Consider the following 23323-nt stretch of genomic DNA (forward strand, 5'->3'; position numbering starts at 1 on the left):
ATGCTTACTTATTTAAAAAAATTATTGTCGATAGTGTATTTGCTACCACTTTTATGGCTCATCTCCTGTGGGGGCGGGTCATCTAATGAACCTACTGTAGCGCAAAACCGCGCTTTACAACTATCGGCCAATGGCCTGACAAATTCAACATGCGATGGAATTGCTACTTGGGATACCAATAAAGTTTATGCAACCCCTGGCATGCTGGTAGTACAAAATGGGAGTGAATATAAAAATAATTGGTGGACCCAAGGAAATAATCCAGAAACGAATAGCGGGGGTGCTGGGAGTGGTCAGCCATGGACATTAATAAGCAATTGTGGAGTTGCTCCAACCCCGATAGCTGAACCAATACCCTTAGTCAATCCACCGACTGCGGTGCCACCCGCCCCATCTAATATTACCAATGCTACAAATGGTTTACCATCTCCCATTCAATTTACGCCATTAAGTACTGCTAGTGGGGTGATTAATTATCACTTGAATTTGCCCTATGGCTCTGGAAATATTGAAAAATTAACCTTGACTTCAAATTACACGGATTTATTGATTTCAAATTATGTCGCCGGAGCCCTGCTTGGACGAATGATGCGCGAAAAATATCCGAACTTACAGTTTAATAAAGATTATATTTATGGCAGTTTGTTTGGTCAATTATTGCAAGAAAATATTGATACAGCAGGTTATATTAATTCGACCAATTGGATCAATGCAAATGATGCGCAACGGGCAAGCTTATTAGCGATTGGCCAAGGTGGGCCATATCAAATTAATGACTACTCAAAACGCCTTGAAGATTCAAGCGGTATTGGTTTGGTTAATTTTGTGGCACTCCAAAAAGGCCTTGGGTATACCGTGGAACAACAAGATAACGGTAGTCAAACTTTAAGTAAGGGGCCAGATTCCCTTGATCAAAAATACTTTGGCCCATTAGCCGCCGCATATTTCCATTTTAATGATATGAATCGTTTGGCAATGAATAATGCGCAAACTTGGGGTCCCCAATCTCAATATTATGCCAAATGTATGAGTAATTTATCGCTACCTAGCTCGGCTCAAGCTGTAAATAATATTTATGATTTAATTTTGAACGCGGCCTATAACGCGGGTACGTATTCCGCAATCATTAAAGATTATTTCAGAGTCTGCGCGGGGATGTACACAACAAACCCAGAAATGGCGCAATTGAAATCAATAGGTGACTACAGCTTGTCTGACACCGCTTATATAGCAGCCATTGGCTCAACAGAATCTGCTGGTTCAACCTTTATTTTATATCCCCGCCAAATTCGTTTATACCTTGATCAAATTTATAACCAAAAAACATTTAATTCTGGCGCAATTCTTGCTACAAATAGTGTGCAATTAAATGCTCAAGATATTGCGACTATTTTTAGTAACGTATTTGGAACGATGGCGTACCTTAACAGTTCCAACCAATATAGCTATATAGCGCCCGCAGATAGTAATAAAGCTTTTACTGTAGCCTTAACAGCCACTGGTTTGAGCTCGACTACTATTTTAAATATTTCTACTACTGCTGGCAGAACGCAATTCTTTAATTTATTAGATGCTGCGATTAATAATTTAGCTGCTAACTTAAACATTAGCTTTAGTGCCGTTACTCAAACCACCATTGGTGGTGCTACGACATCACCAATGTCAAGCCCAACATCAAGTATTAGTAATAACTGTCCAAGTGGTTCACAGGTATATCCAGCTGGACGTGGTAGCTATTTAAGTGGAACCATCGTAAAAGCTAGCGATGGTTTTTTATACAAGTGCAATGCCGGTGTTGCAGCTTGGTGCAATAGCAGTGCGGAATGGGCTTATGCGCCAGCTACTGGTAGTGCAACTAGCTCTGCATGGACCGTACAAAGTTGTAGCTAGTCACCACTGTTTGCTTGAATTCCCCGGCGAATATTGCGGGCCTTTATCTATAAAGAAAAACGCCACCCTGGTGGGTGGCGTTGCACTGTTACAGACTTCAAAATGGTGGAGTCGGCGGGAATCGAACCCGCGTCCGCAAATCCTCTACAACAAGTTCTACATACTTAGTTGTGTTATTTAATTTAACCATTGCACCGCGAACCAACACGCTATGCAATCGCGATTCACTTAGTTTTCGTATCACCCCTCGTGACACGAGATGATCTTATCTCTTGTAAATGACCCTGATGTAGCTTGCGCTACCTGACCCAAGAGAGAATCAGTTCAGGGGCAACCGCATTTAAGCGGCTAGTGCGTAACGTTCGTCGTTAGCAGTTATTACATTCCCATTGATTTACGAGATAACGGGTCCTCGGTATGCCCTTGCTGCTTTGTAATCCACGTCGAAACCATGTCGACCCCGAATTAAAAACGTTGGGACGACTATTTTAAAGCGCTTCTAAAGAAATTGCACCTTATTTGGGAAAGACGATCGCCAGTAGCTCGCGAGGATCATTGACGAGGAAGTCAGCGCCCCAGTCTTGCGGGGGTTCAGCACAACCACAGTAGCCATAGGCGGCTGCGACGGTTTTCATTCCAGCGGCTTTACCAGCGACGATATCGCGAATATCATCACCGACATAAAGGGATTTATTGGGGTCCACTTGGGCAATTTCTGCTGCATGCAGCAATGGCGCGGGGTGGGGTTTTGGATGGGCAGTCGTGTCTCCTGAAACGGTGGAGGCAGCGCGATGCCGTAAACCCATGAGCTCAGTTAATGGATGCGTAAAGCGCTCACTTTTATTGGTAACGATACCCCAAGGCATTTTGGCATCGTCTAAGGTATTTAATAGATCATGAATACCTTCGAAGATGCTGCTATGGACTAATAGCGCTTGTTCGTAATTAATAAAAAATTCATCGCGCAAAGGAATGAAGTCAGGATGCTTGGTATCGATACCAAAGGCGCATTGGATTAAACCGCGCGCACCTGCAGATGAGTGGGGACGCATTTCTTCATAAGGCTTTGGTGGAAGTTGACGGGCAATGAGTAATAAATTGGCAGCATTAACTAAATCAGGCGCAGTATCAGCAAGCGTACCGTCTAAATCAAAAAATATTCCTGCGAACGGGCTATGGGCCAAATCATTACCCCTAGTTTTTAGAAGCTTTACGCGTCGCAATTAAATAATTAACAGAAGTGTCGTCACTAAGGCTATAAATTTGCGTAAGCGGATTGTAGCTAAGACCTTTAATGTCAATGATTTCAAGCCCTGCATCACGCACAAAGCGCCCCAATTCAGAGGGCGTAATAAATTTACGGTAGTCATGAGTACCTTTTGGTAGCAAACGCAGTAAATACTCGGCCCCAATGATGGCAAATAAATACGATTTTGGGTTGCGATTGAGGGTGCTAAAAAATAAGGTGGCTCCAGGCTTAGCTAGTGTTGCACAGGCATGGACCACTGAAGCAGGGCTGGGTACATGCTCGAGCATTTCCATGCAGGTCACTACATCAAAACTTTCGGGCTCAGTTAGCGCAAGTGCTTCGGCAGAGATGGCTTGATAATTTACTTGTGCGCCACTTTCAAGCGCATGTAACTCAGCCACTTTTAGGGCCTTTTCCGATAAATCAATGCCAGTCGTTTGTGCACCCGATTGTGCCAAGGCTTCAGCCAAAATGCCGCCACCACAGCCAACATCTAAAGCACGTTGATCATTCAGTTCGACGAAAGACTTTATCCAGCCCAGTCGTAATGGATTTATAGCATGCAAGGGTTTGAAATCGCTATTTTGGTCCCACCAGCGATGGGCAAGAGCGCTAAATTTAGCTATTTCAGATTGATCGACGTTCATATATTTATAGACGAGTGAAAAGAGGAATTAGAGAGCTAGACTTCCAAATTTACGAATATAGCGGAAACAAAAAAGCCCGGGATTAACCGGGCTTTTTTGCGAGAGAAGCGCTTACTTCTTAACAGCAGCTGTTCCTACAACTTCAATGTCGGTACGGCGGTTCTTAGCACGTCCTTCAGCAGTAGCATTGCTAGCAACTGGGTTGCTCTTGCCTTTGCTTTCGGTATAGATACGGCTTTGATCGACACCTTTGCTAACCAAATAGTCTTTAACTGATTGCGCACGGCGCTGGCCAAGAGCCATGTTGTATGCATCAGTACCAATGCTATCGGTATTACCAACAGCAATGATGACTTCTAATTTGATTTTGCTTAAATCAGCAGCAATTTTGTCTAAAGTAGCTTTGCCTTCTGGCTTCAATGTTGATTTATCGAAGTCATACAAGGTATCGGCTTGTAAAGTGATTTTGCTTTGGGTTACAGCAGGTGCAGCAGCAGGAGCAGGAGCAGGAGGCTTAGGAGCAATCCAGCCATCACACTTTGCCATTGCTGAAGCGGGTGTCCAGTTGTTATCGCGCCAGCACAGTGTGCCATCGGAGTTTTTCCAAGGTATGGTGCCATCTGAGTTAGCCCAGTTGTCTTTACCTTGGGCCATAGCCGAGCTTGCTGAAATGGTAATTACAGAAGCGAGCAATAGTTTTACGGTTTTGTTCATTTTTTGTCCTCAAAAATCACTTTAAAATAATGTCAAACTCACACGTTTCGCTTTGCTTTATTAAGCTTTTGCAAGGCGACACATCTAAATTTCTTACAATCTGACCAGAATGTTAGCACAAGTTATGGGTCTTCTAGATGATATTATTTCGATATGGAACAAGCCGCTAAAGAAACACTACCAATATCCCTAGAAGACGAAATGCGGAGGTCCTATTTGGACTACGCCATGAGCGTCATAGTCGGCAGAGCCTTGCCAGACGTACGTGACGGTCTAAAACCGGTCCACCGCAGGGTCCTTTTCGCGATGTATGAATTAAACAACGATTGGAATCGTCCTTACAAAAAATCTGCCCGTATAGTTGGCGATGTCATCGGTAAATATCATCCGCACGGCGATTCTGCGGTCTACGACACTATTGTCCGAATGGCTCAAGATTTCTCGCTAAGGTATATGTTAGTTGATGGCCAGGGCAATTTTGGTTCAGTGGATGGCGATAATGCCGCGGCAATGCGGTATACCGAGATTCGCTTACGCAAAATCGCCCATGAGCTTTTAGCCGATTTAGATAAAGAAACCGTTGATTTTGGGCCTAATTACGATGGGAGCGAACACGAACCCCTGATCATGCCTGCCAAAGTACCCAATTTACTGATTAACGGCTCTTCAGGCATCGCCGTGGGTATGGCTACGAATATCCCCCCCCATAACTTAGATGAAGTGATCACCGCTTGTTTGTATGTCCTTCATAACCCCGATTGCACTATTGATGAGTTAATCGAAATCGTGCCCGCCCCCGACTTCCCTACTGCGGGCATTATTTATGGGGTTCAAGGCGTGCGTGAAGGTTACCGTACAGGCCGAGGACGGGTAGTGATGCGGGCTAAAACCCACTTTGAAGATATTGATAAGGGTTCACGCCAAGCCATCATTGTTGATGAGTTACCGTATCAGGTAAATAAAAAGAATTTACTCGAACGCATTGCTGAATTAGTCAACGAGAAAAAAGTTGAAGGCATTTCCGATTTACGTGATGAGTCTGATAAATCAGGCATGCGGGTTGTTATTGAACTTAAGCGCGGTGAGGTGCCAGAAGTCGTACTCAATAATTTATACAAGAGCACTCAGCTACAAGATAACTTCGGGATGAATATGGTGGCCTTGGTTGATAACCAACCACGCCTGCTCAATTTGAAACAGATGCTGGAATATTTTTTACAGCATCGACGCGAGGTAGTTACGCGGCGGACGATTTTTGAATTGCGTAAAGCTCGCGATCGCGGCCATGTGCTTGAAGGACTCGCAGTTGCATTGGCGAATATCGACGAGTTCATCGTACTCATTAAAGCCGCGGCAAATCCGGTGGTTGCTAAACAAGAATTAATGAGCAAACCTTGGGATTCTGCCATGGTGCGCGAGATGTTAGCGCGCGCTGAAACCGACACTCCCGGCGGTCGTAATGCTTACCGCCCCGATGGTTTATTGCCCGAGTATGGCATGCAAGCCAGCGGTTTGTATCGCTTATCCGATAGTCAGGCGCAAGAAATTTTACAAATGCGCTTGCAGCGTTTGACTGGTCTTGAGCAAGACAAAATTGTTGCGGAATATAAAGAGGTCATGACTGAAATTTCCGATCTGCTCGATTTGTTAGCCAAGCCATCAAGGGTCACGCAGGTTATTGAGGAAGAATTAAAAGAAGTGCAAGCTGAATTTGGTATTGCTGGTGGTGATTCAGGGCGGCGCTCTTTTATTGAAATGAATGCGACGGAATTATTCACGGAAGATTTAATTACGCCTACTGATATGGTGGTGACCCTTTCGCATACCGGCTACATGAAGAGCCAGCCTTTAAGCGAATATCGGGCACAAAAACGGGGGGGTCGCGGTAAACAGGCCGCAACGACAAAAGACGAGGATTGGATTGATACCTTATTTGTTGCCAATACCCATGACACGATTTTATGTTTTTCCGATCGGGGTCGGATGTATTGGCTAAAAGTGTGGGAAGTACCGCAAGGTAGTCGTACTTCGCGCGGCAAACCGATTGTGAATATGTTCCCTTTAATTGAGGGCGAAAAGATCACTGTTATTTTGCCAATTAAGGGTTATCAGGATGATCACTTTGTCTTTATGGCCACCAGCTTGGGAACCGTCAAGAAAACGCGTTTATCTGATTTTTCTAATCCCCGTAAAGGCGGCATTATTGCGGTTGATTTAAACGAAAACGATTTCTTGGTTGGCGCAGCAATTACCGATGGAAAGCATGATGTGATGTTGTTCTCGGATGCTGGTAAGGCGGTTCGCTTTGATGAAAATGATGTGCGTCCCATGGGCCGAACTGCGCGTGGGGTAAGGGGTATGAACCTCGCCGCCGCCCAGCAGGTCATTGCCATGTTGGTAGCGCCTGCTGAAACAGCTGCAGAAGTTACCGAGGGTAGTGTCTTAACAGCTACCGAAAATGGTTTTGGTAAGCGCACACCTATCGTGGAATACACCCGTCACGGCCGCGGCACCAAGGGTATGATTGCGATTCAAACTTCCGAGCGAAATGGCAAAGTAGTTGCAGCCGCTTTGGTTTCCCCAGATGATCAAATTATGTTGATTACAACGGGAGGTGTTTTAGTGCGCACCCGGGTTGCTGAAATTCGGGAGATGGGCCGAGCTACTCAGGGCGTTACCTTAATTAATGTCGACGAGGGCACCCGTTTATCAGGTCTGCAGCGCATTGCTGAGAGCGATACCGATGATGATGGCGAAGAGGTCGATGCAGATGGTGGGCTGGTGAGCGAAGGCACGCTAGATACGGGGTCTGATGTGCCTGATGATGATGCGGGTAACTAGCCTGTCTTGGGCTAATTAACTCACCAACATGACGTTTGACCACCGCATCTTTAATTTTTCAGCGGGGCCCGCAACCTTGCCTGCCGAAGTCTTGCAGCAGGCAGCTGATGAATTATTAAATTGGCATGGTCTTGGCACAAGCGTGATGGAAATTAGCCATCGCAGCAAAGAGTTCATGGCAGTATATGAAGAGGCTTTGCAAGATTTACGTGCCTTAATGCACATTCCCAATAACTACGAAATTTTGTTATTGCAAGGGGGCGGTATTGGTCAAAATGCGGCGATTCCTCTGAACCTCATGTCCTTAGCTCCCAATGGGCCCAAAGCCGACTTTATTGTCACAGGGGTGTGGTCGGAAAAGTCGATTAAAGAGGCTGAAAAATATGGGGTTGCCCATTTAGCGGCCACTTCAGTAGCAGATCATTACCGCTCGATTCCCGATCGAGCGACTTGGCAATTATCGAGTGATGCGGCGTATGTGCATTACTGCGCAAATGAAACCATTGGTGGAGTGGAGTTTCAAACGATTCCAGAGGTGGGTGATGCTCCCCTCGTTGCCGATATCTCCAGTAATATTTTGTCGCGAGAGTTCGATGTGTCACGCTGTGGTGTTTGTTTTGCCGGAGCACAAAAAAATATTGGTCCAGCGGGGGCGGCGATAGTGATTATTCGGCGCGATTTAATCGGCCACCAAATGCAAATAACGCCCTCGGTATTTGATTGGGCTAAACAAGTTAATCATCAATCGATGTTTAATACCCCAGCGACCTTTTCAATTTATATGGCGGGATTGGTATTTAAATGGTTGATTCAACAAGGCGGTGTCCCCGTAATGGCCAAGCGTAATCAACTAAAAGCCCAACTACTTTACGATTTTATAGATGGTAGTAGTTTGTACGAAAATCGCGTCGAAAAATCGGTACGTTCGCGGATGAATGTCACTTTCTTTTTAAAAAATGAAGAATTAAATACTGCATTTTTAGCGCAATCGAGTGAAAATGGCTTAGCAGCATTGCGGGGTCATAAGGCAGCGGGAGGGATGCGCGCTAGTATTTATAACGCGATGCCCTTAAAAGGTGTCGAGACTCTAATTGAATTTATGCGTGAATTTGAAAGATTGGCTTAATTAATGGCAACGGAAGATCAACGCCTTGCACCCTTGCGAGCGCAAATTGATGCTCTCGACATCAAGCTTCTTGAGCTCATGTCTAAGCGCGCTCGTACCGCGCAGGAGATTGGGCACATTAAAGGCGAGGCCGCTTCGCCAGTTTTTCGGCCTGAACGCGAGCTACAAGTGATTGCTAATTTGCTGCAATCGAATCAGGGCCCTTTGCATGCGGAAGGCATTACGGCCATATGGCGAGAAATTATGTCTGCCTGTCGGGCTTTAGAAGCTAAGCAAACGATTGCCTATTTAGGTCCAAGAGGAACTTTTTCAGAGCAAGCAGCTGAGGCTGCTTTTGGAAGTTCGATTGAAGGCCTTGCTTGCAATAGCCTTGATGAGGTATTTAAGGCGGTTGAAAAGGGGGCAGCGCAATTTGGCGTGGTGCCTGTAGAAAATTCGAGTGAAGGGGCAATTTCTAGAACTTTAGATTTACTCTTAGATTCGCCCTTGCAAATTAGTGGCGAAGTAGTTTTGCCGATTCGTCACCATTTACTTACCAAGACAGGCTTGCTTGCTGGAGTAACCACGGTTTGTGCACATGCACAAGCTTTAGCGCAGTGTCAGCAATGGCTTACTGCCCATACTCCAAACCTCAAACGACAGGCCGTCAGTAGCAATGCTGAGGCGGCTCGCATGGCTGCACTCGATCCCACTTTGGCTGCAATAGCCGGTGATCCTGCTCAAATTGCTTATGGTTTGCAAGTGAATGCAGGGCATATTCAAGATGATGCGCACAATCGCACCCGTTTTGTCATTATTGGTCGGCATACTTGCCAGGCAACGGGTCACGATCAAACTTCTTTAGTGTTATCGGTGGATAACCAAGCCGGTGCGGTTTATCGCTTATTAGCGCCGCTAGCCCAACATGGGGTGTCAATGACGCGCTTTGAGTCTCGTCCCGCGCGTAAGGGCACTTGGGAATATCATTTTTATATTGATATTGCGGGTCATGCTGAAGATGCCCAAGTTGCTTTAGCCCTTAGCGATTTACAGGCGCTAGCAGCATTTTATAAAATGCTGGGTTCTTATCCTCGCGCTACGGTTTAATTGACGATGATTACGAAGACTGCCCAACTGGGTTTACAACATGTGCAGGCTATTGCACCTTATATTGGCGGCCGGCCTATTAGCGAGGTAGCACGGGAATATGGCCTAGATGAAAGCAAGATTGTCAAACTAGCCTCGAACGAAAATCCCCTCGGTATGCCGCAGTCGGCAATGGATGCAATGGTTCGTGCAGCAAGTGACTTAGGTCGCTACCCTGATTCCAATGGCTTTGAGCTGAAGGAAGTTCTTTCTAATCGCCTCGGCGTTCCTAGCGATTGGATTACTTTGGGGAATGGCAGCAATGATATTTTAGAGCTTGCGGCCCGAGCAGTAGCCCAAGCAGGCGACACCATTATTTTTTCTAAACATGCTTTTGCGGTCTATTCATTAGCAACGCAAGCCGTTGGCGCGCAGGCTATTGAAGTTGCACCCACGGCAGATTATGGGCATGATTTAACTGCCATGCTTGCAGCAGTTAACAATACCGAGTCATTAGGTAAATCTAAAGTCAGGTTAGTTTTCATTGCCAATCCGAATAATCCAACGGGTAGTTATTTAAGTGCATCGGCAATTGAAGCTTTTTTAAGCGCTGTACCTAGTCATGTGGTGGTGGTGTTGGACGAGGCGTACAACGAATACTTAAGTCCCGAACAGCGTTATAACGCGATTGACTGGGTTAAGCGCTTTCCCAATTTACTGGTATCAAGAAGTTTTTCTAAAGCCTATGGCTTGGCTGGATTACGAATTGGCTATGGCGTTGCACAACCCGAGTTAACCGATTTACTCAATCGGATTCGCCAGCCATTTAATGTGAATAGTTTGGCCCAAGCTGCGGCGATTGCGGCTTTGCAAGACACGGAATTTTTACAGCGTGGTTACGATTTGAATCGCGCTGGTTATGCGCAGTTGACTGCAGCATTCACCGAACTCAATTTGCCCTTTCTGCCCTCAGCGGGTAACTTTGTTTTAGTTAGGGTAGGCGACGATGAAGGTGCGGGCGTGCGAGTGAATTTAGCTTTGGTTAAGCGGGGCATTATTGTGCGACCGGTTGGTAATTATGGTTTACCGCAATGGTTGCGAATTTCAATTGGCTTGCCTGAAGAAAACGCCATTTTTATTGCAGCCTTACGCGCCATCTTATGAGTCAAGCCCATTTTGGAACGGTAACGATTGTTGGGGTGGGCTTAATTGGTGCCTCACTTGGTTTAGCTTTAAAAAAAGCGGGTTGCGTAACAGAAGTTTTGGGGGTGGGGCGTAGTCAAGCTAATTTAGATCAAGCATTAACAATGGGTGCGATTGATGCGGTAGTAAGTCTTCCTGAGGCTGCCGCGCGCTCGCAAATTATTGTTTTATGCATGCCCGTTGCGCAAATGCGTGCCTGCTTTATTGCCCTCGAGCCGATCTTACAAGTCAATACCTTAGTGACCGATGCAGGCAGTACTAAGAGCGATATTATTTTGGCCGCAAAAGAAGTCTTGGGCAAAAAAGCTTGCCAATTTATTCCGGCCCACCCAATTGCTGGGGGCGCGCAACATGGCGCAGCAGCTGCGCAAGCCGATTTGTTTAGGGGAAAGCAAACCATTATTTGCCCCTTACAAGAAAATTCTGCGACCGATTTAGATTTAATTAAACAATTTTGGAGTGCTACAGGCGCAACTGTAAAACTGATTTCAGCAATCCAACACGACGCTATTTATGCTGCTGTATCACACTTACCTCATGTTTTATCTTATGCCTTGATGTTAAGCGTGATGAATGCGGAAGATGCAGCTGAGAAGTTAGGCCACGCGGGCGGTGGGTTTCGTGATTTCACCCGCATAGCTGCATCTAGTCCTGAAATGTGGCGTGATATTTGTTTGGCTAATCGGGCAGCCATCTTGCATGAATTAGATCAATATCTTGCTATAACAAAACACTTACGCGATTTAATTGCCAATAGCGATGGCGCTGCCTTAGAAAAATTATTTATTAAAGCGAGTGAGGCACGCCAAAAATGGACTGGGTCTGAATGACTGAGCTTAGTCAAGCTCCCATGATTCAATTGGGCCCCTTTACCCAAGCTAGTGGAACAGTGCAATTGCCCGGTTCTAAAAGTATCTCTAATCGCGCTTTGCTCTTAGCAGCTTTAGCTAGCGGAGAAACCCGTTTACAAAATTTATTGGATGCTGATGACACGCAAGTGATGCGGCAAGCCCTGCGCACTTTGGGTTTACAGGTCACCGATCAGGTCTTTGAGTTGGCTTGTAAGGTGCAGGGATGTAGCGGGCACTTTCCTGTTAAGCAAGCTGATTTGATGATGGGTAATGCGGGTACTGCTATTCGCCCATTAACGGCGGCTTTAGCTGTACAAGGGGGTTCATATCGCTTATCGGGAGTGCCGAGAATGCATGAACGCCCCATTCGCGATTTGGTGGATGGCTTACGTCAACTGGGCGCAGAGATTGAATATCTTGGTACAGAAGGTTATCCACCCATTCAAATTAATCCAGCTGCGATTTCAATTCCTGCAGCAGTGCAAGTTCGTGGTGATGTTTCGAGTCAGTTTTTAACGGCCTTGTTGATGGCATTACCGTTAGTGGCAAAACAAGCCATTCGACTTGAAGTGGTCGGTGAATTAATTTCTCGTCCCTACATTGAGATTACCCTCAAGATGATGGCTTTATTTGGAGCAGTTGTGCAGTGTCCCGATGACCATACTTTTTTAATTCCCGCAGCTAAGGGCACAGCGTACCAAAGCCCTGGCACAGTTCTGGTTGAGGGCGATGCTTCATCAGCATCCTATTTTTTAGCAGCCGGCGCCATTACTAAGGGTCCGATGCGGGTGTTGGGAGTCGGTCGCGATAGTATCCAAGGTGATGTCGCATTTGTGGCCGCGTTGGCGCAAATGGGGGCGATAGTTCATCAAGGCGCCGATTGGCTTGAGGTGGCTGGAGTACAAACATCCTCAGGTCGCTTACAAGGCATTACCTTAGATTGCACGGCGATTCCAGATGCAGCGATGACCTTAGCGGTAGTTGCCTTATTTGCTGAAGGAGAAACTCGCTTAAATAATATTGCTAGTTGGCGGGTAAAAGAAACCGATCGCATTGCAGCGATGGCAAAAGAATTACAAAAATTAGGAGCAACCGTAGAGGAAGGGGATGATTATTTGTGTATTCGGCCGCCAACCACACGCGCAAATTGGCGTTCACCAGTTGCGGGAATCGATACCTACGATGATCATCGCATGGCCATGTGTTTTTCATTAGCCAGCTTCGGTCCAAAGGCAATTCAAATAAATGATCCTGCATGCGTAGCAAAAACCTTCCCTGATTATTTTGCCGTCCTCATCAAGCACCTCACTTAATTGATTTAAGACTTAATTCATGCCATCTTTACCCCCCGTCATTGCCATCGATGGCCCCACTGCTTCGGGCAAGGGGACGGTAGCGATATTGGTCGCCCAGGCCTTGGGATTCCATTATTTAGAAAGTGGCGCCTTATATCGTCTAGTGGCACTGGCCAGTGAGCGAGCGGGCTTAAGTTCCACCAAGGCTGTTGCTTTAGGGCAACTTACTGCCACACTGTCCATTTCCTTCAAGGATGGCTTAGTTTTACTGCATGGGGCGGATGTTAGTAGCGCTCTTCGGGCAGAGTCAATTGGCAAAAGGGCCTCGGAAGTCGCGATTCATCCTGAGGTTAGAGCCGCTTTAGTGGGTTTGCAGCGCAGTTTTCGTCAATTGCCAGGCTTGGTGGCTGATGGGCGCGATATGGGTAGTGTGATTTTCCCTGATGCCAGCCTTAAGGTCTACCTCACCGCGAGCGTACTGGCGCGCGGCCAACGAAGGTATAAGCAGTTGATAGCTAAGGGATTTTCTGCTAATATGGCAGACTTACTGCGAGATTTAGAAGAGCGTGATGCACGGGACCAATCCCGCAAAAATGCGCCCCTCTTAATAGCAGAAGGAGCCAAAACCTTGGATACCTCTGATTTATCAGTTGACCAAGCGGTGCGGCAAGTTTTAGCTTGGTATGAAGAATGAATCCAAGTGTTTTTGGTAAAAGTAGTTTGTAATTCGTTTTCTTGTTTTTTTGGCGTCTTCAGAAACTCTACAACGCAAATTCTTAAAAGCGTGTTTCTGTAAGGCTTTTGCAACCTAACCCGTCGGGCCTTCCGGCGGCACAAAGTGAATACACATGTCTGAATCTTTTGCAGCACTATTTGAAGAATCCCTAACCCGTTCTAATATGAAAACCGGCCAGGTTATTTCGGCCGAAGTACTTCGTATTGATCATAATTTCGTAGTTGTAAACGCTGGTTTAAAGTCGGAAGCGTTTATTCCTGTTGAAGAATTCCATAACGACGCTGGTGAAATTGAAGTTAACCCTGGCGATTTTGTTTCTGTTGCCATCGATGCGCTTGAAAATGGTTATGGCGATACGATTTTGTCCCGTGACAAGGCCAAACGATTGGCATCATGGATGAATCTCGAAAAAGCCCTCGAACAAGCCGAGATCGTCACCGGTACGGTGACTGGCAAAGTTAAAGGCGGCCTCACTGTGATGGTGAATGGCATTCGCGCTTTTTTACCTGGCTCACTGGTTGATACCCGCCCCATTAAAGACACAAGCCCCTATGAAGGCAAAACGATGGAGTTTAAAGTTATTAAACTTGATCGGAAGCGTAACAATGTGGTCTTATCCCGTCGTGCAGTAGTCGAAGCCAGTCAAGGTGAAGAGCGCGCTAAGTTGATGTCGAATCTCAAAGAAGGTTCCGTCGTACAGGGTGTGGTGAAAAATATTACTGATTACGGCGCCTTCGTTGACTTGGGTGGCATTGACGGCCTCTTACACATTACCGATTTGGCCTGGCGTCGCGTGCGTCACCCAAGCGAGATGTTGACTGTTGGTCAAGAAGTTACCGCAAAGATTTTGAAGTTCGATCAAGAGAAGAACCGTGTCTCACTCGGTGTGAAGCAGCTTGGCGATGATCCTTGGGTTGGCATCGCTCGACGCTATCCTCCAAATACCCGTTTATTTGGCAAAGTCACGAACCTCACCGATTACGGCGCGTTTGTTGAAATCGAATCTGGTATCGAAGGCTTGGTCCACGTTTCTGAAATGGATTGGACTAATAAAAATGTCGCACCTAGTAAGGCCACTGCTTTAGGCACCGAAGTTGAAGTGATGGTGCTTGATATTGATGAAGATAAACGCCGTATTAGCTTGGGCATTAAACAGTGCAAAGCGAACCCTTGGGAAGAGTTTTCACGTGGTCAACAAAAAGGCGATAAGTTAAGCGGTGCAATTAAGTCGATTACCGACTTCGGAGTATTTATTGGCTTGCCTGGGGGCATTGATGGTTTGGTGCATCTCTCCGACCTATCATGGAACGAGCCAGGTGAAGAGGCTGTGAAGAAGTATAAAAAAGGCGATGAAGTTGAGGCAACTGTACTAGCAATTGACGTTGAGAAAGAGCGTATTTCGCTTGGTATCAAGCAGTTGTCTGGTGACCCATTCAACAATTACACCTCGACTAGCGATAAAGGTAGTATGGTTACAGGAACCGTGAAGAGTGTTGATGCCAAGGGCGCAGTCATTCATTTGGCCGATGAAGTAGAAGCATATTTACGTGCTTCCGAAATTTCAACTGATCGGGTTGAAGATGCGCGCAATGTGTTGAAAGAGGGTGATTCGGTAACTGCAATGATTATTAATATTGACCGTAAGTCACGCACCATTAATCTTTCGATTAAAGCAAAAGATAGTGCTGATCAGCAGGACACGATGACCAAAATGCAAGGTGAGGCGCAATCGGGTACGACCAATTTAGGCGCTTTATTAAAAGCAAAAATGGACAATCAGGGCTAATTTAAATCTACGCTACTTTCATCTGAAGGTAGCGTTTTTTTATTTATTCATCATGTCAGATCAAGAGCAACAAGCGATTACCCGTTCAGAGTTAGTCGAAAGCTTGGCGGAGCAATTTCCACAGTTATTACCTCGTGACGTTGAGTTGGCGGTGAAAACGCTGCTCGATACCATGACTCAAGCCTTAGCTGAGGGTAAGCGTATTGAATTGCGTGGCGTAGGCAGTTTTGTTTTGCATCATCGCCCAGCGCGCGCAGGCCGAAATCCGAAATCTGGAGAAAAAGTGCTCATCCCCGAGAAGCGTGTGCCGCATTTCAAGCCTGGTAAAGAATTACGCGAACGAGTCGACTATCAAGCGCTTAAAGCCAAAGGTAGTTCGGGTGTTTAGTCGCTTTGGGTGTCATGATTCAGATTGAAACCGCATGGTTATTACTCCTGCCGGTGTTGTTTGGTTTGGGGTGGCTAGCATCGCGATGGGATTTTCGTTTAGAAAGTCGGATGGATGAACAAGAGCGCATGCGTCAACAGCGCTCGACTTTTAAAGGCTTAAGCCTTTTACTGAATGAGCAGCCTGATCAGGCAATCGAAACCCTAGTCAAAATTGCCCAACTTGATCCCGAGACCATTGAGCTCCACTTTTCATTGGGAAATTTATTTCGGCGAAGAGGTGAAACTGAAAGAGCGATTCGGGTGCACCAGCATTTAGCGAATCGTACTGATTTAAAATCGCGTGATCGCGATCATGCCGCATATGAATTAGGTCGGGATTTTTTGCGCGCAGGCTTATTAGATCGTGCTGAAGCCTCTTTAAACCGCGTGGGTGAAGGTAAATACGCCATACCCGCTAAAGAAAGCTTATTGGAAATGTATCAAGTTGAGCGCGATTGGAAAAAAGCGATCGTTGCTGCTACTGAACTTGCTGCCTTACAAAAGAAAAGTCACCAAATTGAAATTGCCCAGTTTCATTGTGAGATCGCCCAAGAGGCGCTGCGCAGAAACGACTTGCTAGAGGCTGAACAATCAATTGAGCGTGCTTTACAAGCTGTGCCAAATCAAGCGCGAGCGCTCATTTTGCAAGGGGATTATTTGCTAGCTATGGATCGGCCAGCACAAGCAATTGAAGCGTGGAATTTAATTGCCCAAAATCATCCTGCATATATGCATTTAGTTGCGGATCGTTGGATGGCTGCTTTCACTAGTTTAGATAGGGCTAAGGAAGGCTTAAATCAGCTGGCAGATTTGTTACCAACGCAAGGTTCAGGCGAATTGTTGGATATCGTTCATAAGCACACTATGAGCTTATTGGGTGCAAATGCTGCGGAACAGATGTTAGTTGAGGTCATGCAGCATTCACCTAGCTTAAGCGCTTTAGCAAAGTTGGCAGAAACGCGCTTGACTTTAGCAAAGACCGATGGCCCTGCGACACGTGTCACCGATTTACAGGCTACCCTAGGGCTACTAAAACTGCGTACGACCTCATTAGCGCGTTATACCTGTGGTAATTGCGGCTTTAGGGCTAGACGTTTTTATTGGCAGTGTCCAGGTTGTAACCATTGGGAGGCATACTCGCCTCGTAGATCAGAGGGTGTCGTGATTAGCGGCCCTTCTATGTGATGATGACCAATTCTGCAGGCGTAAGGAAAGATTGATGAAAGTAACCATTGTTGGTAGCGGATATGTTGGTTTGGTAACTGGTGCCTGTTTAGCTGAAATTGGCAATGATGTTTTTTGCTTAGATTTAGATCCCAAAAAAATCGCCACTTTAAATGCAGGTGGGGTGCCCATTTTTGAGCCTGGACTTAAAGAGGTCATAGAGCGTAATCGCGCAGCGGGTCGTTTGCAATTTTCTACCGATGTTGCCGCCAGTGTGGCGCATGGCGAGATTCAATTTATTGCGGTCGGTACACCGCCCGATGAAGATGGTTCAGCCGACTTACAATATGTAGTTGCCGCCGCGCGTAATATTGGCCGCCACATGATATCTCCGAAAGTCATTGTTGATAAATCGACAGTACCCGTAGGGACTGCCGATCGAGTAACAGCAGCAATTACAGCGGAACTTCAGCTGCGCAACTTAAATCTAGATCTGTGTTCGGTTGTTTCAAACCCAGAGTTTTTAAAAGAAGGTGCTGCAGTTGAAGATTTTATGCGCCCTGATCGGATTGTGATTGGTACTGCTACCGACGCTGCAGGCTTACGTGCACGAGAACAAATGCGGAAGCTATATGCACCCTTTAATCGTCATCATGAGCGCACCTACTATATGGACGTAAAAAGTGCTGAGCTCACCAAGTATGCAGCTAATGCGATGTTAGCCACACGTATTTCGTTTATGAATGAATTAGCCAATTTAGCAGATATTGTTGGTGCAGATATTGAATCGGTAAGACAAGGAATTGGTTCTGATTCGCGTATTGGATATGGTTTTTTATATTCTGGCACCGGTTATGGTGGCTCTTGTTTTCCTAAAGATGTTTCAGCGCTGAGTCAAACAGCGCTTGAGCATGGTCGCGATTTAAAAATTTTACAAGCAGTTGAGGCGGTGAATGAGGCGCAAAAAACCATTTTGATTGAAAAAATAGTGAAACGCTTTGGCAATGATTTATCCGGCTTGAAATTTGCTTTATGGGGCTTAGCTTTTAAGCCGAATACGGATGATATGCGTGAGGCGCCTAGTCGCGTCATTATTCAAGAATTGGTTCGCCGTGGCGCTAGCGTCGTGGCTTATGATCCTGTTGCGATGACAGAGGCCCAACACTGCCTTGAATTAGACTTTCAAGATAATCCTACGGGTTTAAAAAAAGTCAGCATGGTAAACGGTCCTATGGAGGCGGTTGACGCTTGCGATGCCTTGGTCATCGTGACTGAATGGAAGGCGTTTCGGAGTCCCGATTTTGAGCAGTTGAAACAAAAGTTGAAAAAACCCGTTATTTTTGATGGCCGAAATTTATATGAGCCGTTAACTATGCAAGAATTAGGGATTGAATATTTTGGCATTGGGCGGCATAGTTAAGTTAGCGAGCAAAAAGCAGATGGTCGAAAAAGCACAAGCTACACAATTTCAACAAACCCGCATCTTGGTGGTGGGCGATGTCATGTTAGATCGCTATTGGTTTGGGGATAGCGAGCGCATCTCTCCTGAGGCCCCAGTACCAATAGTGCAGGTAGCAAAAATTGACGAGCGTTTGGGTGGGGCTGCAAATGTCGCCCGTAATGTGGCTGCCTTGGGGGCAAAAACCAGTTTATTGGGCGTCGTTGGGGAAGATGAAGCGGGCACTCGTGTGCGCGAACTGCTTTTAGCTAGCGGAGTTGACAGTCAATTAGAAGAAGATGCCAAAGTGCCGACTACGGTTAAATTGCGTGTCATTGCGCGGCAGCAACAACTGATTCGCCTTGATTTTGAAGAGGCGCCTAGCGCTGCAGCCTTAAAACATAAATTAGCCCGGTTTGAATCCTTACTTACTGCAGTCGATGCAGTGATTCTGTCGGATTATGGCAAAGGCACTTTAGATCAAGTTGCCACCATGATTTTGCAGGCCAGGGCTCAACAAAAAATTATCTTAGTTGATCCTAAGGGTAGCGATTTTGAACGCTATCGAGGCGCAACGGTGATTACGCCGAATCGCGCTGAATTGCGGCAAGTCATTGGCAAATGGGCTAGTGAAGAAGAGCTGACCGAGCGTGCGCAAGCCTTACGGCGTTCCTTAGAAATTCAAGCTTTACTACTCACGCGTTCAGAAGATGGCATGAGTTTATATACCGATGCTGGTGTCAGCCATGTACGTGCTCAAGCCCGCGAAGTATTTGATGTATCTGGTGCTGGCGATACGGTCATTGCTACTTTAGCAGTGGCTCTGGCAGCGGCTTGGCCCCTAGAACGCGCTATGGCTTTAGCTAATCGTGCTGGTGGTATCGTCGTGGGTAAGCTAGGCACAGCCACCGTTACTAGTGAGGAATTACAGTGACCGTTATTGTTACTGGGGCCGCCGGTTTCATAGGCTCTAATTTAGTCCAAGCACTGAATGCGCGCGGTGAGCGGCAGATCATTGCCGTCGATGATTTGAGTCAAGGGGATAAATTTCGGAATATGGCCGATCTGCACATAGCAGATTATGTCGATAAGTCAGCTTTTATTAATTCCTTTAAAAAGGGCTGGTTTGGCGAGGTGAGTGCGGTTTTCCATCAAGGTGCCTGTTCTGACACCATGGAAAGTGACGGCGTATTCATGATGGCAAACAATTATCAATATTCGTTGGATGTTTACGAAACCTGTATGGCTCAAAAGACAGCGTTTCTGTACGCCTCTTCTGCTGCAGTGTATGGCGGCTCTGAAAAATTTATGGAAGAGCGCCAATATGAGAAGCCACTAAACGTTTATGGTTACTCGAAATTTTTATTTGATCAATATATGCGCGCCAAGTTTGTTGAAAATGTTAATACGGCGCAAGTGGTTGGCCTACGTTACTTTAATGTTTATGGCTCGCGCGAATCACACAAAGGTCGCATGGCCTCAGTCGCATTTCATCAATTTCATCAGTTTAAAAAACAAGGTTTTGTACAATTATTTGGTGAGTATGGCGGGTATCAGTCAGGCGAACAAAGTCGGGATTTTGTTTCGATTGAAGACGTGGTTAAAGTCAATTTATTTTTCTTTGATCATCCCGACAAAAGTGGCATTTTTAATTTAGGTACTGGCCAAGCCCAGCCATTTAATGATGTTGCTTGTGCAGTAGTCAATTCTTTGCGCAAAGCTGCCGGTGAGCCACCACTGACTCTGCCCGAATTAGTTAAAGCTGGTTTGATTCAATACATGCCGTTTCCAGCTGATTTAAAAGGTAAGTACCAGTGTTTTACGCAAGCTGATATGCAACAATTGCGCGCTATTGGCTATTCTGATTCCTTCCTCAATGTTGAGCAGGGCGTCAGTCGTTATGTTGACTGGCTGTCAGCTAACGCTGATTTTTTAGCCCAGCCGATCTAATCCCGTTTTTTTAGTCAACTCACCATCTTCAATTCCGTTGTAATGCTTCGCAGGCTTCAGCTTGTGAATTGTTATCGATGTTTAAACTTTTGGAGAATCTATGGCTTGGAATTTGAATACAGTTTTTCGTAATACGCTTTTAAAGCTTGCCTTGGTCTTGGCGCTTATTTCATCTTGGGGGATATTGCATTCCACCGCAATAGCTGCTACAGACGGTATTAATGTGAATACGGCCAGTCAAAGTGAGCTCGAAAGTATTAAGGGTATTGGTCCCGCACGTGCGCGAGCGATCATTACTGCGCGTGATGATGGCGGTGCATTTCAAAATGCCGATGACTTGCAAAAACGGGTACGCGGTATTGGCAGCAAATCTGTTGAAAAATTAATCGATAACGGTCTGACGATTGAAGCGGCTAGTGGTTATCGTGAAACCAAAAGCAAGGGCCGCGCTGATCAAGGTGGGGGTCGTCGTAAGCCAAGTAATAAAAGTGCTGAGCGTGAAAAGGCCTATTCAGGAAAGCCGTCACCAAGAAATTAAGCCGCGGTTTAGGCGTTAACTCAGGCGGTAAGTTGGCGCTAAAGTAAGATGCTCAGCCTACGGCAGGTAATTTCCAATATAGCTAAAATGAAGCAATGAACTTGCCTGCCGTGCCAAATGTCGACCCAACTCCTGCCTACCTTACTATTGCCGATACTGTGGGTAATACGCCTTTGGTCCGTTTACAACGAATTCCTGGGGCGGTAGGTGAGCCCCGTAACAATCTCATTTTGGGTAAGTTAGAAGGGAATAATCCCGCCGGTTCAGTCAAAGATCGTGCAGCTTTATCGATGATACGACGCGCCCATGAGCGCGGCGAAATAGAGCCGGGCGATACCTTGATTGAGGCAACTAGTGGCAACACGGGTATTGCCTTGGCCATGACGGCGGCGATGCTGGGATACAAAATGCTCTTAGTAATGCCAGAAAATCAAAGTCTAGAACGCCGTCAAAGTATGACAGCTTATGGCGCTGAATTAATTTTAACTTCGGCTTCTGGGGGTATGGAATTAGCCCGTGATTATGCTGTACAGCTGCAGCGTGAGGGACGTGGACGTTTACTCGATCAATTTGCCAATACCGATAATCCCCGCGCTCATTTAGAAACTACCGGCCCTGAAATTTGGCGTGATACTGCCGGTCAAGTTACTCACTTTGTCTCGGCAATGGGCACCACTGGCACGATTACTGGAGTATCTACCTATCTAAAGATGATGAATCCAGCGATTGAAATTATTGGCGCGCAACCTGCCGAAGGATCGCAAATTCCCGGAATTCGCAAATGGGCACCTGCTTATTTGCCCAAAATTTATCAAGGCGAGCGCGTTGATCGTATTGAGTACGTAACCCAATCGGCTGCAGAAGAAATGGCGCGCCGAATGGCCGCGGAAGAAGGGATTTTTTGTGGAATTTCTGCAGCTGGCGCTTTAGTTATTGCTTTACGGATTGCGCAAGAAGTAGAGAATGCCACTATAGTTTTTATTGTTTGCGATCGGGGTGATCGCTATTTGTCGACAGGGGTTTTCCCCGCTTAATTTGCGAGATTAGTCTTCTGCCGTTTTTTCTTGGTACTCGCTTTCGCTTTCGCTGAAGAGCTTGACGGTACTGTTTTTTCCATCACTAAAGATTGCATGGATTGAGGAATAATAGGAACCGCACTTTTATTTTCGTAACCCAAGGCTTCAGCAAATTCAGCCACACTTTGAGCATAAAAATAACTGCGGTTGTAATTTACTATACTGAGAAAATTGGCTAGTCCGACTACATAGCGAGTTTGTTCAAGGCCTTTTTTATCCAGATAAGGTAAATCAACAATCAGCGCTTTGCTTGTTGGACTCACGCCACCATGCTGTAAATCGCCTCGCTCGGGGGCAAGAATCCCAAGTCGAATTAATTCCTGAATGGTATGTTTTAGGTCAGGTTCGCCATCGGCAAGGAGAGCAGCGGCAGTTAGGGCTTGTGAACTAGGTAATAGTGGAAAATAAATTGGCATACCAACTTGCCAGCCCTGTTGTTGCAAAAAATTGGCTACGCTTGCAATGGCGTCTTTAGCGCTGACCTTTAAATCAATCTTATTATCGCCATCCCCATCTTTGGCGTAGGCGCGAATACTGCTTGGCATAAATTGAGGTAATCCAATGGCGCCAGCATAAGAGCTATTTTGATTGAGGCATTGATTAAATTGAGTTTGCTGAAAATTTGCGCCAGTATTGCTTTCGGCCCAGCAAAGTAAAATGAGCTCTTTAATTTGCTCTCGGAATAAGGCTTCACGAGTAGCTTGGTTAGGGGTTGGTGGGTATTCAAAGGCGAGAGTAGTTAAGACATCTTTAGCCCGAAAGGCCCCTAATTGACGGCCATAAATTGTTTCGATGCCAATAATTGCGACGATTAAAGGAGCCGGAACTCCAGTACTGGCTTCGGTTTGGCTCAAAAATTCGCGATTTTGCACCCAAAATGCTTGCGCAGCCTTAATGCGCACGGGTTCGATAAAGCGCAGGCGATAAGCGGCCCAATTCTTTTTAAATTCCTGAGATGGGGGTAATACCAATTTCTTAATACTATGAATCGATTTAGTATCTTGAAATCCCGCCTCAAGGATGGGTAGCGGCACGTTATGATTGTTTGATACTTGGAGCAATAGTTCAGTCAAGTTTTTTGCGAAACTAGCATCTGGAGCCCTAGCATTAGGGGTTTGGGCTGGAGCAATGGGGTCTTGGCTGACTAGTGTCTCGGGAGTTCCGGAAGGGATGGGTGTAGTGCAGCCTGACAAGCAGAGCGCAATCAGAATGCAGGTGGCAATGAAAGTAAAAATGAAGCCAAGCTTGACAGTGTTCAATTGATTAATGGAATAAAGTTTATTCATAGAGCAGAAGTAGTTTACCGTTTAGATGGAAAGGCAGTA

The 23323-nt window shown here is 46.0% G+C and carries 19 protein-coding genes, 1 other RNA gene and 1 pseudogene; 16 read left to right on the forward strand and 5 right to left on the reverse strand.

The genetic code is table 11. The features are described 5' to 3' along the window. Entirely contained in the window at positions 1 to 1890 is a 1890-nt protein-coding gene (locus LZT21_RS08460; RefSeq protein ID WP_233924165.1) for a hypothetical protein, read from the forward strand. Positions 1891 to 1993: 103 nt separating this feature from the next. On the opposite strand, the gene ssrA is transcribed toward LZT21_RS08460, so the two are convergent. From ssrA to ompA, 4 genes are all read right to left on the reverse strand, one after another. Further along, positions 1994 to 2352: a transfer-messenger RNA gene (gene ssrA / locus LZT21_RS08465) on the reverse strand. A gap of 53 nt (positions 2353 to 2405) precedes the next feature. Then, positions 2406 to 3074, reverse strand: coding sequence for an HAD family hydrolase (locus tag LZT21_RS08470; protein WP_233990251.1), 669 nt, complete (start codon positions 3072 to 3074; stop codon positions 2406 to 2408). Positions 3075 to 3084: 10 nt separating this feature from the next. Continuing rightward, positions 3085 to 3786, reverse strand: coding sequence for a bifunctional 2-polyprenyl-6-hydroxyphenol methylase/3-demethylubiquinol 3-O-methyltransferase UbiG (ubiG, locus tag LZT21_RS08475; RefSeq protein ID WP_233990254.1), 702 nt, complete (start codon positions 3784 to 3786; stop codon positions 3085 to 3087). 111 nt (positions 3787 to 3897) lie between these two features. Then, entirely contained in the window at positions 3898 to 4500 is a 603-nt protein-coding gene (gene ompA / locus LZT21_RS08480; RefSeq protein ID WP_233990256.1) for an outer membrane protein OmpA, read from the reverse strand. A gap of 153 nt (positions 4501 to 4653) precedes the next feature. On the opposite strand from ompA, the gene gyrA reads away from it, so the two are divergent. From gyrA to cysM, 15 genes and pseudogenes are all read left to right on the forward strand, one after another. Further along, the gene (gyrA, locus tag LZT21_RS08485) at positions 4654 to 7341 is read left to right on the forward strand and encodes a DNA gyrase subunit A (RefSeq protein ID WP_233924169.1); all 2688 of its coding nucleotides are present in this window, start codon (positions 4654 to 4656) and stop codon (positions 7339 to 7341) included. 28 nt (positions 7342 to 7369) lie between these two features. Next, on the forward strand, positions 7370 to 8467 hold the full coding sequence (serC, locus tag LZT21_RS08490) for a 3-phosphoserine/phosphohydroxythreonine transaminase (RefSeq protein WP_233924170.1): 1098 nt from the start codon (positions 7370 to 7372) through the stop codon (positions 8465 to 8467). Between the two features lie 3 nt (positions 8468 to 8470). Next, positions 8471 to 9553, forward strand: a complete 1083-nt coding sequence (gene pheA / locus LZT21_RS08495) for a prephenate dehydratase (RefSeq protein WP_233990258.1) — start codon at positions 8471 to 8473, stop codon at positions 9551 to 9553. A gap of 6 nt (positions 9554 to 9559) precedes the next feature. Beyond that, positions 9560 to 10696, forward strand: a complete 1137-nt coding sequence (hisC, locus tag LZT21_RS08500) for a histidinol-phosphate transaminase (protein WP_233924172.1) — start codon at positions 9560 to 9562, stop codon at positions 10694 to 10696. Further along, the gene (locus LZT21_RS08505) at positions 10693 to 11565 is read left to right on the forward strand and encodes a prephenate dehydrogenase/arogenate dehydrogenase family protein (RefSeq protein ID WP_233937284.1); all 873 of its coding nucleotides are present in this window, start codon (positions 10693 to 10695) and stop codon (positions 11563 to 11565) included. Before hisC ends, LZT21_RS08505 begins: the two co-directional genes overlap by 4 nt. Further along, complete coding sequence (gene aroA / locus LZT21_RS08510) at positions 11562 to 12899, forward strand: 3-phosphoshikimate 1-carboxyvinyltransferase (RefSeq protein WP_233990260.1); 1338 nt, start codon at positions 11562 to 11564, stop codon at positions 12897 to 12899. Before LZT21_RS08505 ends, aroA begins: the two co-directional genes overlap by 4 nt. Positions 12900 to 12918: 19 nt before the next feature. Continuing rightward, positions 12919 to 13575 carry a (d)CMP kinase gene (cmk, locus tag LZT21_RS08515; RefSeq protein ID WP_233990262.1) on the forward strand — a complete coding sequence of 219 codons (657 nt, stop codon included), beginning with the start codon at positions 12919 to 12921 and terminating at the stop codon, positions 13573 to 13575. 154 nt (positions 13576 to 13729) lie between these two features. After that, positions 13730 to 15403: a 30S ribosomal protein S1 gene (gene rpsA, locus LZT21_RS08520; protein ID WP_233937287.1), complete on the forward strand. Its 1674-nt coding sequence runs from the start codon at positions 13730 to 13732 to the stop codon at positions 15401 to 15403. A 52-nt stretch (positions 15404 to 15455) separates the two neighbouring features. Beyond that, positions 15456 to 15782 (forward strand): annotated as a pseudogene (locus LZT21_RS08525) (integration host factor subunit beta); the annotation flags it as partial. A 23-nt stretch (positions 15783 to 15805) separates the two neighbouring features. After that, positions 15806 to 17017 carry a lipopolysaccharide assembly protein LapB gene (gene lapB / locus LZT21_RS08530; protein WP_233924177.1) on the forward strand — a complete coding sequence of 404 codons (1212 nt, stop codon included), beginning with the start codon at positions 15806 to 15808 and terminating at the stop codon, positions 17015 to 17017. A 34-nt stretch (positions 17018 to 17051) separates the two neighbouring features. After that, a complete protein-coding gene (locus LZT21_RS08535) occupies positions 17052 to 18416 on the forward strand; it encodes a UDP-glucose/GDP-mannose dehydrogenase family protein (protein WP_233990263.1) in 1365 nt (454 codons plus the stop codon). A 19-nt stretch (positions 18417 to 18435) separates the two neighbouring features. Then, a complete protein-coding gene (gene rfaE1 / locus LZT21_RS08540) occupies positions 18436 to 19368 on the forward strand; it encodes a D-glycero-beta-D-manno-heptose-7-phosphate kinase (RefSeq protein WP_233924374.1) in 933 nt (310 codons plus the stop codon). Further along, positions 19365 to 20384, forward strand: coding sequence for an ADP-glyceromanno-heptose 6-epimerase (rfaD, locus tag LZT21_RS08545; RefSeq protein ID WP_233924179.1), 1020 nt, complete (start codon positions 19365 to 19367; stop codon positions 20382 to 20384). The genes rfaE1 and rfaD overlap by 4 nt, the downstream gene beginning before the upstream one ends. Before the next feature lie 100 nt (positions 20385 to 20484). Continuing rightward, entirely contained in the window at positions 20485 to 20922 is a 438-nt protein-coding gene (locus LZT21_RS08550) for a ComEA family DNA-binding protein (RefSeq protein ID WP_233924180.1), read from the forward strand. A gap of 95 nt (positions 20923 to 21017) precedes the next feature. After that, positions 21018 to 21956, forward strand: coding sequence for a cysteine synthase CysM (cysM, locus tag LZT21_RS08555; protein ID WP_233924181.1), 939 nt, complete (start codon positions 21018 to 21020; stop codon positions 21954 to 21956). Here cysM and LZT21_RS08560 read toward each other — a convergent pair. Then, positions 21953 to 23284 carry a lytic transglycosylase domain-containing protein gene (locus LZT21_RS08560; RefSeq protein WP_233990265.1) on the reverse strand — a complete coding sequence of 444 codons (1332 nt, stop codon included), beginning with the start codon at positions 23282 to 23284 and terminating at the stop codon, positions 21953 to 21955. The genes cysM and LZT21_RS08560 overlap by 4 nt on opposite strands. Positions 23285 to 23323: the final 39 nt, after the last annotated feature.

The organism is Polynucleobacter sp. IMCC 30228, from assembly GCF_021395205.1.
Lineage (GTDB): Bacteria > Pseudomonadota > Gammaproteobacteria > Burkholderiales > Burkholderiaceae > Polynucleobacter.